We start from the raw sequence: 12,342 nt of genomic DNA, 5'->3' as shown, positions 1-12,342 counted from the left end.
GGGGGCATGCCCGAGAACGATGCGTCTGCGCCCGAGTGGTCGGCCGACCGCGTCGTGTGGGACGTGATCGTGATCGGCGCGGGGCCGGCCGGGGCGAGTGCGGCGCGGGCCGCGGCGGAGGGCGGAGCATCCGTTCTGCTGGTCGATCGGGCGACGTTCCCGCGGTACAAGACGTGCGGCGGGGGGCTGCTCGGCGAGTCGCTGCGGTACGTGCCCGAGGCGGCCCGGCACACGATCGAATCGCGGGTGCGGGCGTCGCTCGTGACCGAGCGGTTCGGTCGGGCGTTCGAGCTGCGGCGGCCGTCGCCGTACCTCGCGATGGTGCGGCGATCCGAGTTCGATCAGGCGCTGGTCGAGGCCGCGACCGAGGCGGGGGCGGTGTTCGTCGACGGGGTGGCGGTGCGGGAGATCCAGGCGGATGACGACCCGGCCCGACCGGTGCTCGTGCGCACGGCCACGGCGACGGCGGCGGCGCGGGTCGTCATCGGCGCCGACGGGACCGGCGGACGCACCGCCCGGCACGTGGGCGTCGAGATCGGCGGCGTCGACCTCGGGCTCGAGGACGAGGTCGCGATGCCCGCCGACTCCACCGCCTGGCGCGACCGGGTGCGCCTCGACTGGGGCGGCGCGGCGGGCAGCTACGCCTGGGTGTTCCCGAAGCGGGACTCGCTGACGGTGGGAGTCATCCAGCGGAAGGGCCGGCCCGACGAGACCCGCGAGTACCTCGCCGCCTGGCGCCGGCACCTCGGACTCGAGCACGCCGAGACGCTGCACTCCTCGGGGCACCTCACGCAGTGGCGGGTGGCGGGCTCCCCCGTGCGCCGCGGACGCGTGCTCGTGGCGGGCGACGCCGCCGGCCTCCTCGAACCGTGGACCCGCGAGGGCATCTCGTTCGCCCTCCGCTCCGGCACCTGGGCGGGCGAGGCGGCGGCCGCGGCGGTCGCGACGCCTGCGGCCGGCGCAGCAGGGGTGGCGGGTGCAGGGGGTGCGTCCGGGTCAGACGAGCGGATGCCCGACCTCGACGCCTACGCGGAGCGCATCCGCCGCGCGCTCGAACCCGAGCAGGTGCTGGGTGCCGAACTGCTGCGCTTCTTCGAGACGCGGCGCGGCCTCGTGCACTCGCTGCTGCGGACACGGTGGGGCGCGCGCTGGTTCGCGCGCTTCTGCCGCGGCGAGACCTCGCTCGCCCGCGTGGCACGGCACCCGATCGCGCGTGCGGTCGCCCGCCGCCTCGCCTGACGGCCCGCGCCTCGCGCGTCGTCGCCCGACTGACGGAGGCGCGAGCTACTTCGCGGTGAGCGTGACCTCGGGCGACGCCGGGGTCGACGTCGACTGCACCTGCGCGCCGACCGTGATGGTCTGGCCCGGGGCGATGTAGGTGCCCCAGTCGGCGCCCGTGCAGGTGATCACGCCGGCGGCGAGCTCGCAGCGCATGCCCCAGGAGTTCACGACGGCGGTGGCGCCCGGGTCGGACCAGGAGGCCGTCCAGCCGGACGATCCGCCCGTGTTGGTGACCTTGAGCTCGGCGACGTAGCCCTCGTCCCAGGTGCTCTGCAGCGACCAGGCGGCCGAGAGGTCGTCGGCGGAGGCCGATCCGGGCGTGGTCGGCGTGGGAGTGGGGGCGGGCGAGCCGGGGGCGGTCACCGGTCCGGGTGCGCCGTCGCGGGCCGTTCCGCCGATGCGGGCACCGGGGGTCGCGGGGCGGGCGGGAGCGGCGCCCGAGGGGGTGGCGGTGCCGGGGGTGCCGGGCTGGGCATCCGGAGCCGGAGAACGAGTGGGAGTGGGAGAAGACGTGGGCGTGGGCGACGACGACCCGCCCGCCGACGGAGCCGCGGCGTGCGGCGCGACGGTCGTGCCCGCCCCGAGCAGCGGCCCGAGCGCGGCGACCTTCTCGGCCTGCGGGGTGACCCAGTCGTCCTGCACGATGCCGCCGGTGTCGCCGCTGTTGGGGTTGAACGACCAGTACGAGAAGCTGATGCCGGTCGAGCCGAGGTAGGACACGATGTTCTCGAACCATTGCCGGTCGCTGGTGGTCTGCAGCTTCGAGCCGAACTCGCCGACGAGCACCGGGGCGATGCCCTCGCGGGCGAGGTAGCCCCAGTTCGCGTCCCACACGCCGGGCAGGTTCGCCGGGTAGGCCGGGTCGGAGAACCAGGTCTGCGCGTAGATCGACGCCGGGTAGTCGTGCGGCGAGTAGACGACCCGGTCGGGCACGGCGAGCGAGACGAGGTCGCCGCCCGCATCCGCCAGACCCCCGCCCCACCAGGTGGTGCCGCCCGAGCCCTGCCGCTCGACGCCCTCGACGATGACGAGCAGCTCGGGGTTCACGGCGAGCACGGCGTCCCCGGCGCGCTCGGCGGCGGCCCGCCAGTCGACCGAGGAGTCTCCGCAGCCCCAGCAGGCTGCGCCGTGCGGCTCGTTGTGCAGGTCGACCCCGATGACCGACGGCTCGCCGCGGTAGCGCTCGGCGAGCATCTGCCAGTCGGCGATCCACGCCTCCTCGGGGAAGCGCTCGGTGTACCAGAGGTCGGACTGCGCGGCCGAATCGGGCCGGTGCCGGTCGAGGATGACGTTCAGGCCGTAGGACTTCGCCGCCTGCACGATGGCGTCCATCAGCTCGAGCGGCGTGAGGTCGACGAGGGTCGGATTCTCGAAGGCGTTGATCGAGGTCGTCACGGACTGCGCGAGGCACTCGTTCGAGAACGGCAGCCGGATCGTGTTGAACCCCAGCGACGCGATCTGCGCCAGCCCGGCGTCGAGGCTGATCGACCAGAGGCCGTGCGGGGCGCAGTTGGTGGTCTCCATGCCGAACCACGAGATGCCCTTGATCACGTAGGTGCTGCCGTCGGCGGTGACGATGCGGCCGCCGTCGGTGTGCAGCGGGCCGGGCAGGGTGGCTGCGAGGTCGCCCGCGAGCGGCACAGCGGGCGGGGCTGCCGGGGCCGAGGCGTCCGGGGCGGTTCCGGATGCCGACGCGGGCGGCGGCGTGGCCGGGTCGCTCTGCGGAGTGGCGGGCAGCGGTGACATGGTCTCCCCCGATCCGATGGGGCCGGGGCCCGCGGTGCCGCTGTGGCGCGGTGACGACGTCGGGGCGGTGTCACCCGGCAGTGCGGAGGCCGCGCCCGCCGGCAGCGCGGACGCCGAGGCGACCGAGGCCGTGCCCACGACGGCCGCGACGAGCAGCATCGCGACCGCTCCGGCCCGCCATCCCACCACGTCGTCCCCCGTCCCCGCGCGGCTCGTGCCGGCTCGCAGCCCGTGCCTGCTCGCACGAGACTACCCGCCCGCCGAGCCTGCGGTGCGAGGATGGTCGCATGGCGAAGGATCCGCAGTACGCACTGAGTTTCGGCACCGAGGCCGCCGCCTACGACGCCGGCCGACCGGGCTATCCTGACGACGCGGTGGAGTGGCTGCTGTCCCGCGCCGCCACCGACGACGACGCCCGGCCCGACGTGGTCGACGTGGGAGCCGGGACGGGCAAGTTCACGGCGTCGCTGGTGGGCCGCAGCGCATCCGTCACCGCCGTCGAGCCCGACGAGCTGATGCGCGCCCGGCTGGCCGCCAAGCTGCCGACGGTGGTCGCCGTCGAGGGCACCGGCGAGCAGCTGCCGCTCGGCGAGGACTCGGCCGACGTGGTCACCTACGCCCAGTCGTGGCACTGGGTCGACGTCGGGGCGGCGTCGCGGGAGGCCGCGCGGGTGCTGCGGCCGGGTGGCGTGCTGGCGCTGGTCTGGAACGTGCGCGACGAGGAGGTCGACTGGGTGCGGCGCCTGACCGCGGTGATCGGCGCCTCGATCGCCGACGAGTACGAGACGTCCGCTCCCCCGGTGGCCGAGCCGCTGCGCCGCGACGCCTACGCCGAGTTCCGCTGGACCAACGAGCTCGACCGCGCCGCCCTGCACTCCCTCGTCAGCTCCCGCAGCAGCGTCATCGCGCTCGACGAGCCGGCCCGGGCCGAGCTGCTCGCCGCCCTCGACGAGCTGCTCGACACCCACCCCGACCTCGCCGGCCTCGACCGCTACCCGCTGCCGTACCTGACCCGCGTCACGATCGCCCGCCCGATCTGAGCGGATGCGCATTTGGGCGGGTGCGCATCCGAGCGGATGCGCGGCCGCCGCATCCCGTCGGCGAACCGCCGCACGGCGTGACACGGCGGGCCGCTATCGTGGGGACATGCCCGAGACGCCGGCCCCCGCCGCCGTGGGCGAGCGCGTTCCAGGTCACGGCCCGCGCACCCGGCTGCGTCGCTTCTCGATCAACGCGGTGCTCGACAACCTCTTCTTCGTCATCGCCGGAGCGGCCTCGGTCTGGCTGGCCTACCTGGTGCTCACCCAGGGCTTCGAGTCGGGCTGGGCGCAGGTCTGGTTCTACCTCGTGTTCTGGGTGCTCGTGGCCTACATCGCGCTGCCGCGGCTGCACCGCATCCTGACCAACATCTACGTGCCGAACTACTTCATCGGCCGCACCCGCACGAGCGACGGGCTGCTCGGCGACCCGGTGAACCTCGGCCTGCTCGGCGCCGAGGAGCAGCTGCACACGGCGATGAGGGCCGCGGGCTGGACCCGCGCCGACGACCTGAGCCTGCGCAGCGGCCTGCGGATCGTGCGCTCCACCGTGCTCCGCCGGAGCTACGACGAGGCGCCCGTCAGCCCGCTGATGCTGTTCGGCCGCAACCAGGACTTCGCCTACCAGCAGGAGGTGAAGGGCAACCCGTCCAAGCGCCACCACGTGCGGTTCTGGCGCTGCCCCGACGACTGGCTGCTGCCCGGCGGGCACTCGACCGACTGGCTCGCGGCCGGCACCTACGACCGAGCGGTCGGCTTCTCGCTGTTCACGCTGCAGGTCACGCACAAGATCGACGAGAACACCGACGTCGAGCGCGACCACATCGTCGCCACGATCGAGCAGTCGGTGCCGGCGGCCGAGATCGACCTCTTGAAGGACTTCGCGACCGGCTACCACTCGCGGAACGGCGGCGGCGACGCCATCGTCACCGACGGCGACCTACCCGTGATCGACCTGCGGGCGGTGACGCCGACCGCGGAGGCCGCCGCCCAGACGCACGCGCCGGTGCCGACGCCGCACGTCGGCCCGAACGCCTCTCCCGTGCCCGACAAGACGGTGCGGCGCCCGGCGCAGATCGTGTTCGGTGCGGCCGTGGTGGTGCTGCGGGCGTTCTCGCCGCTGTTCGTCATCGCCGCCGTGGTGTTCGACTGGCAGGGCGTGCGCGACCTGATCTCGATCGACTCCGACGACGTGCTGCCGGCGGGGGTGGATGCGCGGGAGGTGGTGCTCTGGGGCGTCGTCGTGATCTCGGCGCTGTTCGGTCTGGCGCAGCTGCTGTTCGGGGTGCTGATGTTCTTCGGCAGCAACGTGGCCCGCGTGCTCGTGATGCTGTTCAGCACCATCAACATCGTGATCGCGCTGATCGACCACCTGGGTGGCGCGCAGATCACGCTCGGCACGAACCTGATCGGGGTGTCGCTCGACATCCTGATCCTGATCGCGCTGTCGAGCGGGCGGGCGCGGGACTACGCGCGGCGGCCCCGGCTGAAGAAGGCGGAGCGCCGGGCGCTCTGAGCGGTCGTCACGGCGCCGGGCGCGGCGCGATCGCGGCGAGCTCGCGGGGCGGAAGGGCGATCCAGCCCTCGCGGCGCGCGCGGTCGAGGTGCTCGGCGGGCGGCGGGGGCGTGAGTCCGAGCGCGTGCGCCCGGGCGACGAGCGCCGCCACCACGGCGTCGAACGCGTCGTCGTCGGCGACCATGAGGTCGGCGAACGACCCGAGGTCGAGCCAGGGCATCCGCTCGCCGAACCGGGCCAGGAGGCCGGCCCGCACCGCGGCGTCGGTCTTGTAGCCCCGCGTGTCGAAGCCCCAGAGCCGCAGCGACGCCCCCGGATACACCTCGGCGACGGGGCCCGCGCCCGAGCGGTCGACCGGGCCGATCCGATCGGCGATGCCCTCGAGCAGGGCCGCGCAGTGCATGGCGGTCAGGCCGAGGCGGTCGGTCGAGACGCTGAGCGGCCAGCGGCCGGTGACCTCGCGCGTCACTCGGTCGGTCTCGCGATAGGCGAGGGTGCGGCGCCAGGGCATGCCGGCGAGCTCGCCGGCGATCCGTTCGCCCCGGGCGTGGGCCGCGACGAAGGCGACGAACTCGTCGGGCCAGCCGAAGGCGCAGTCGATGCCCGTCGACACGGCGGTCTCGGCCACGGCGGCGATCCGAGCATCCGGAACAGCCTTCTCGAGCGAGCGCAGCACGGCCGCCGACGACGACCACTGGACGGTGGCGAGGGCGGTGCCGGCGGTCTCAGCCGCGAGGTCGACCCCCGCCGTCAGCACCGTGGGATGGGGGTCAGGCGGCGATGACGGTGAGGCCCATGCCCACCATCGAGAGCGCCACGACCGCCGAGACGATGGCGACGTTCGACAGCACGCCGACGGGCAGACGCCCGGCGATCGGGCCGCGGTCGACGGCAGCCATGGCCTGGCCGAGGTCGCTGAAGCCGCCGAGGTCGAAGCCGGTGGCACCCGTGGCCAGGAAGTGGCCCTCGGTGTACTCGATCATTCCGGCGTACTCCCCGTTGCGCGAGGCGATCCAGAGCTTCGACTCGGGGGTGGCCCAGCTGAGCGGTGCGGCGATCGGCGTGACGGTGGCGGACTCCTCGATGCGCGGTGCCCGCACTGCGGTGATGTTCGTGAGCAGTGCCATGACGAAGCCTTCCCGTGTAACGCCGACTGATTATTAGAGAGACTAGCAATAAGTTCGTCAGGTTATACGGGCTTGTCAGAAAGATTCGACTGGTGTAGCACTCACTGTTCGTTCTGCGGCACCTTGACGCGCAGGGCGCCGGGGTCGATCCAGGTCTTCATGGCGATCGCGGTGCCGAAGCCGTCGCCGTCGAGCTCGATCTCCTCGGGCCGTCGCAGGCGCAGCACGAGCTCCTTGCCGCGCAGGTAGTTGAGCGCCCGCACCTCGCGGGCCGAGCCCATCAGTCGGCGGCCAACGGCCGTGCGCCGCAGCACGCCGTTCTCCCAGAAGATCTTGCCCATGATCTGCAGCCAGCCGAAGAAGCCCTCCGGTCGCAGCAGCACGATGTCGAACAGGCCGTCGTCGACCGCGGCGTCGGGCAGCAGCAGGATGTTCGCCGGCAGCGACCCGCAGTTGCCCACCATGATCGTGTGCGCCCGGACGCTCCGCGGCGCCTTGCCGTCGAGGCTGTAGCGCAGCCGCAGCTGGTTCTTGTCGCGGAGCACGGTGGCGATCGCCTTCGCGTAGGCCAGCCAGCCGACCTTCGCCTTCAGCTCGTCGTCGGTGGCGGCGAGCATCTTCGCGTCGAGGCCGAGCCCGACCATCACGAGGTAGGCGTGCTGGGTGACCTTCTCGTCCTCGTGACGGATGCGCACCAGCCCCAGATCGATGGCCCGCTCGGTGCCGCGGAAGGCCGTCTGCAGCGCGTTCTCGACGTCGTCGAGCGTGAGGTCGAGGTTCCGCGCGAGCAGGTTGCCCGTGCCGGACGGGAGCAGCCCGAGCGGCACCCCCGTGCCGCCGAGCACCTCGGCGACCGCGCGCACGGTGCCGTCGCCCCCGGCGGCGATCACGAGGTCGACGCCCTCGTCGAGCGCCTTCTTCGCGGGGCCCTGACCGGGGTCGTCGACGGAGGTCTCGAGCCACAGGGTCTCGGCCCAGCCCGCCTCGGCCTCCTCGGCCGCGACGGCGGCCTTCAGGGCGTCGAGGTCGACTTTGATGGGGTTGTAGACGAGCGCTGCTCGGGGTGCGGTCATCTCCGAGACCGTACCAGGGGGGTCGCTACTCCCCCACCCCCGGGAACGCGGGGCCGAAGAGGGCGCGGAGGCAGCGGGCCACCTGCGCGGAGTCGCCGTCCATGTAGGCGTTGATCGCCCCGCGTGCGGTGGAGGCCGCCCGCTCGACGGCGAACTGCTCCTCGATCGACCGCGCCAGCGAGGCCTTGGGCAGCACCCGCTGGGTGCCGGTGGGGCTCGTGAGATCGGGCAGCGGCAGCAGGCCGTCGTTGGCGAGCCGCTCCCAGACCCAGCAGACGTCCCAGAGCAGGCTGAAGGAGCGCTGCTGCAGCGCCTGCCGCAGGGCGATGGTCTCGAGGTAGTAGGAGGTGATGCCGATGCCGTGCTCGTGCTTCCACGCGATCAGCAGCCGGATCAGCGCCCGGAGCGCCCCGTCGTCGTCGATGCGGGACAGCAGCAGCTCCCGTGACCCGGGCAGGTGCGGCACCCAGCGGTGCGCCGCGTCGGGCACCCAGACGGTGTCGACGGTTCCGGCGTCTTTCGCCTCGTAGGAGGGGATCAGTCGGAGGCCGGCCGTGCCGGGTCGGTCGATCACGAGCGAGTCGCCGTTCTCGAGGCGGGAGGCGAAGACGCCGAGCGCCGACGCCGGGGCGCCGGTCGACCCGGCCCCCTCGACGAGGGCGGCGCGCAGGGTGTCGATCGCCTTGGCGAGGGTGCGGGGCTTCGGGCCATCGAGCACGACCAGGCAGTCGAGGCGGCTGCGGCCGGCCACCGCGGTGCCGTGCGCGAACGATCCGGTGTCGAGGATGCGGCGCACCCGCGGACTGTGCAGCAGCGCGCCGCCGACGTGGGATCGCAGCAGCCGCGTCTCGTCGACCACGATCGACGACGGCGTGAGGGCGTCGCCGTAGGAGCGTATGGCTTCGGCGACATCATCCGGCACGGCTCGACCTCCCGAGGACGAACCTACTCCGGCGGGGGCCGGGTGCGGGGCAGGGGTCAGCGGCGGGGGCCGGGTGCGGGGCGGGGCTCAGCGCCGGCGGCGCGCCTTGAGGGCCCGGCTGTCCTCGAGCTCCCAGAGGTCGAACTCGCGCACCCGCCGCATGCGCTCGGCGCGGTGCCGGCGGTACTCCTCGTCGACCACGAGGTTCGACGAGGCCCGAACCTGGTCGAGCCGCGCCTCGATCTCGCGCGAGATCTCCTCCCACGTCCGCTTGCGGGCGTCGTCGACGAGCAGCGCCACGGCGACGTCGTCGGCGGCGTCACGACGGATGCTCTCGGCCACGTCGCGGTAGACCCGACGCCGCGCCGACAGCAGCTCGAGGTCGCGCGCCTTGTAGTCGTGCTGGTGCCGGGCGACCCCGCGGTCGCTCTGCGCCTCCTCGATCACCTCGAGGGCGTGCTCGAGATTGTTCTCCTGCTCCTCGGCGAGCTCCTCGAGCACCTCCCGTGCAGCCCGGGCGGCCCGGTCGCGGTCGAACGACTCGTCGTCGCGGAGCGCCGAGACGATCAGCCGGTTCTTCAGCGCCAGCACGGCCGAAAACCGGGCGATCAGCAGCCCGTCGGCGATGGCCGCGTCGATCTCGTCGGCCGACAGCGGCTCGGGGGGTGCGATCGGCTCACCGCTCGCCAGCCAGCGAGGTCTCTTCGCTCGCCGCCGTGCCATGGTGCGCCTCCTCGACCCCAGCTTAATCGTTCGCGGGCTCAGGCGCAGAGCCGCTCGCGCAGCCAGTCGGCCGCCTCGGAGCGCGGGAGCCCGCCCGACCACAGCAGGCGGGTGAACTCGACCGCCGCATCCGTCAGCCGCCCGTCGGCGGAATCGGGCCGGTCGCCCCCGATCCGGATGCTCGCCCAGCGCGCCGCGCCCGGCCCCACCCGTGCTGCCACCGCCACGATCCCCGCGAAGTGCCGCGCCTGCCCGCGGGTGGCGTCGTCGTACTCCGGGGCGAAGCCGCGGCCCCGGATGACGTTGCGGCCCCCGGTCGCCGCGTCGAGCATCCAGAGCGGACCGAGCCTCACACCGGCCCCGGCCCGACCGATCTCGACGAGGAAGCGACGGGTCGACCAGCGCGCCGGGGCACCCTCGTCGATCGCCGCGACGAGTGAGCAGAGCCGGGAGCACGCATCCATCCCCTCGACAGTACGGCGACACCTCGAGGGCCGCTTTCTTTCGCGTTGCGAAAAGTTTTAGCGTGTGCAACTATTGCCGCATGACGATCGACTCCCCGCCGGCCCCGCCCGGGCTGCGCGAGCGCAAGAAGCGCGAGACGGCACGGGCGATCGAGGTCGCGGCCGTCGAGCTGGCGGCCGAGCAGTCGCTCGCCGAGGTCACGATCGAGGCGATCAGCGCACGGGCCGACGTCACCAGCCGCACCTTCTTCAACTACTACGCGAGCAAGGAGGACGCGGTGCTCGGTGTGTCGCGGGCCATCCCGCGCTCGCGGTTCCTCGACGTGCTGCCTCGGCCCGGCCGCTCGGTGGTCGAGACGCTGCTCGACGCCGTCGTGCAGGAGCTCGGCTCGCTGGAGCTCGGCAGCGCCGAGTTCCAGGCCAAGAAGCGGCACGTGCTGATCGAGAACCCGCACCTGCTCGCCCGCGACTTCCAGACCATGGGCGACATCGAGGCCGACCTCGTCGCCGTGACGCGCCGGCTGCTCGACGCGCAGGACGTCGTGCCCGAGGCCGAGCGGGAGGACCACGCCTGGGCGGTCGTCACGCTGCTCGGCGCGGTGCTGCGGCTCGCGATGCAGAGCTGGAGCCGCGACGCCGGCTCGCGCGCCCCCGTCGCCGACCACATCGGCGCCGCCTTCCGCACCCTCCGCGCCGTCGCCCGCGACGCCTGACGCGCGCCCGCCCATCTCGCTCGACCGCCCCACCTCGCTCCCGCCCCACCTCGCTCGACCGCCGCACCTCGCTCGACCGCCCCATCTTGCTCGACCCCCGCTCTGTCCGACCCGCTCTCCGAAGCCACCACGACCCCGAGGACCTCATGACCGCCAACCCCGACGTGAACGGCGCCGCCGTCCCCGCCTCCGCGCCCGCCGCCCCCGACCCCGCCGCGTCCACCGGGCTCACCAAGCGCCGCGTCAACCTGATCTTCGCCGCCCTGCTCGTGGCGATGCTGCTCTCGGCGCTCGACCAGACCATCCTCGGCACCGCCCTGCCGACGATCGTCGGCGAGCTCGACGGCGTCAACCACATGCTCTGGGTGGCGACCGCCTACATCCTCGCCTCCACCATCGTGATGCCCGTCTACGGCAAGGTCGGCGACCTGATCGGCCGCAAGTCGCTGTTCGTCATCGCGCTCAGCATCTTCGTCTTCGGCTCCGCGATCGGCGGCTTCGCCATGTCGATGGAGTGGCTGATCGCCGGCCGGTTCATCCAGGGCCTCGGCGGCGGCGGGCTGATGATCCTCTCGCAGGCGATCATCGCCGACGTCATCCCCGCCCGCGACCGCGGCAAGTACATGGGCTTCATCGGCGCCGTCTTCGGCCTCTCCTCCGTCGCCGGCCCGCTGCTCGGCGGCCTGTTCACCGACACCCTCAGCTGGCGCTACGCCTTCTGGATCAACGTCCCCCTCGGCATCGCCGCCATCGTCGCGGCCGTCGCCCTGATCAAGCTGCCGAAGCTGAACCGCGCCGCCCGCCCGAAGATCGACGTCGCCGGCATGGTCACCCTCGCCATCGCGGCGTCGGCACTCGTGCTCACCGCCTCCTGGGGCGGCACCGAGTTCGAGTGGAACTCCCCCGAGATCATCGGCCTGATCATCGCCACGGTCGTCGCGGCGGTCGCCTTCGTGCTGATCGAGCGGAAGAGCTCCGAGCCGGTCATCCCGATGTCGCTGTTCGCCAACCGCAACTTCACCCTCACCACCCTCGGCGGGCTCGCGATCGGCATCTCGATGTTCGGCGCCATCGGCTACATGCCGACGTTCCTGCAGATCGTGAATAACGTCAACGCGACAGTCTCGGGCTTCATGCTGCTGCCGATGCTCGCGGGCCTCCTCGTCACCGGCATCGGCGGCGGCTTCCTGATCTCCAAGACGGGCCGCTACAAGTGGATGCCCATCGTCGGCTCACTCGTCGTCGCCGGCGCCCTGGTGCTGTTCTCGACCATGCGCGCCGACACCCCGCTCGGCCTGGTGCTGGTGTACCTCGCGATCCTCGGCCTCGGCATCGGACTCGCGATGCAGGTGCTCGTGCTGATCGTGCAGAACTCGGTGCCGCACTCGATGGTCGGAACGGCCACCGCGGGCAACAACTTCTTCCGCGAGATCGGCGCCTCGCTCGGCTCCGCCGTCGTCGGCTCGCTGTTCGTCGCCCGGCTCACCGAACAGCTCGCGTCCTCGGCCGCCCAGCTCGGCGGCGGAGCCGGCGCGCTGCCGACCGACACCAACGCGCTCACCCCGGCCGCCATCAACGCGCTGCCGCCCGAGGTTCACACGATCATCGTCGAGGCCTACTCGAACGCGCTCAGCCCCGTGTACCTCTACCTGGTGCCGCTGATGCTCGTGGCGGCCCTCCTGCTCTGCTTCGTCAAGGAGATCCCCCTCGAGACCACGGTCGTGCGCCCCGAGGCCTGAC

Annotated in this window: 12 protein-coding genes; 5 read left to right on the top strand and 7 right to left on the bottom strand. The window is 72.8% G+C overall.

The window, feature by feature from the left end:
* The first annotated feature begins 6 nt into the window (after positions 1-6).
* Complete coding sequence (locus tag ITJ64_RS12105; RefSeq protein WP_228508651.1) at positions 7-1,239, top strand: geranylgeranyl reductase family protein; 1,233 nt, start codon at positions 7-9, stop codon at positions 1,237-1,239.
* A 45-nt stretch (positions 1,240-1,284) separates the two neighbouring features.
* Here the strand turns inward: ITJ64_RS12105 and ITJ64_RS12100 are convergent, their stop codons facing one another.
* A complete protein-coding gene (locus ITJ64_RS12100; protein WP_370545171.1) occupies positions 1,285-3,216 on the bottom strand; it encodes a cellulase family glycosylhydrolase in 1,932 nt (643 codons plus the stop codon).
* Positions 3,217-3,314: 98 nt separating this feature from the next.
* Here ITJ64_RS12100 and ITJ64_RS12095 point away from each other — a divergent pair, with 98 nt between their 5' ends.
* Positions 3,315-4,067: a class I SAM-dependent methyltransferase gene (locus tag ITJ64_RS12095; protein ID WP_194681053.1), complete on the top strand. Its 753-nt coding sequence runs from the start codon at positions 3,315-3,317 to the stop codon at positions 4,065-4,067.
* Positions 4,068-4,173: 106 nt separating this feature from the next.
* Positions 4,174-5,580 carry an LssY C-terminal domain-containing protein gene (locus tag ITJ64_RS12090; protein WP_194681052.1) on the top strand — a complete coding sequence of 469 codons (1,407 nt, stop codon included), beginning with the start codon at positions 4,174-4,176 and terminating at the stop codon, positions 5,578-5,580.
* 7 nt (positions 5,581-5,587) lie between these two features.
* Here ITJ64_RS12090 and ITJ64_RS12085 read toward each other — a convergent pair whose 3' ends face one another.
* The 6 genes from ITJ64_RS12085 to ITJ64_RS12060 all read right to left on the bottom strand — a co-directional run bounded on the left by ITJ64_RS12085 (position 5,588) and on the right by ITJ64_RS12060 (position 9,889).
* Positions 5,588-6,337 (bottom strand): DUF429 domain-containing protein, encoded by a 750-nt coding sequence (locus ITJ64_RS12085; RefSeq protein WP_194681051.1) that lies wholly within the window; start codon positions 6,335-6,337, stop codon positions 5,588-5,590.
* Positions 6,338-6,350: 13 nt separating this feature from the next.
* Positions 6,351-6,707 carry a hypothetical protein gene (locus ITJ64_RS12080; RefSeq protein WP_194681050.1) on the bottom strand — a complete coding sequence of 119 codons (357 nt, stop codon included), beginning with the start codon at positions 6,705-6,707 and terminating at the stop codon, positions 6,351-6,353.
* 101 nt (positions 6,708-6,808) lie between these two features.
* Positions 6,809-7,780, bottom strand: coding sequence for a diacylglycerol kinase family protein (locus tag ITJ64_RS12075; protein WP_194681049.1), 972 nt, complete (start codon positions 7,778-7,780; stop codon positions 6,809-6,811).
* Positions 7,781-7,805: 25 nt separating this feature from the next.
* Positions 7,806-8,702, bottom strand: a complete 897-nt coding sequence (locus ITJ64_RS12070; RefSeq protein WP_194681048.1) for a hypothetical protein — start codon at positions 8,700-8,702, stop codon at positions 7,806-7,808.
* Between the two features lie 87 nt (positions 8,703-8,789).
* Positions 8,790-9,425, bottom strand: coding sequence for a hypothetical protein (locus ITJ64_RS12065; RefSeq protein WP_194681047.1), 636 nt, complete (start codon positions 9,423-9,425; stop codon positions 8,790-8,792).
* A 38-nt stretch (positions 9,426-9,463) separates the two neighbouring features.
* Complete coding sequence (locus ITJ64_RS12060) at positions 9,464-9,889, bottom strand: hypothetical protein (protein ID WP_194681046.1); 426 nt, start codon at positions 9,887-9,889, stop codon at positions 9,464-9,466.
* Positions 9,890-9,969: 80 nt separating this feature from the next.
* Here ITJ64_RS12060 and ITJ64_RS18945 point away from each other — a divergent pair, with 80 nt between their 5' ends.
* Complete coding sequence (locus ITJ64_RS18945; RefSeq protein ID WP_228508649.1) at positions 9,970-10,602, top strand: TetR/AcrR family transcriptional regulator; 633 nt, start codon at positions 9,970-9,972, stop codon at positions 10,600-10,602.
* Between the two features lie 146 nt (positions 10,603-10,748).
* Positions 10,749-12,341 (top strand): MDR family MFS transporter, encoded by a 1,593-nt coding sequence (locus ITJ64_RS12050; protein ID WP_194681045.1) that lies wholly within the window; start codon positions 10,749-10,751, stop codon positions 12,339-12,341.
* The last annotated feature ends 1 nt before the right edge of the window (position 12,342 follow it).

Origin of the sequence: Herbiconiux sp. VKM Ac-1786, assembly GCF_015350805.1 — a bacterium.
In the GTDB taxonomy this organism is placed as follows: Bacteria; Actinomycetota; Actinomycetes; order Actinomycetales; family Microbacteriaceae; genus Herbiconiux.
This window is presented reverse-complemented; position numbering and strand designations above follow the sequence as displayed.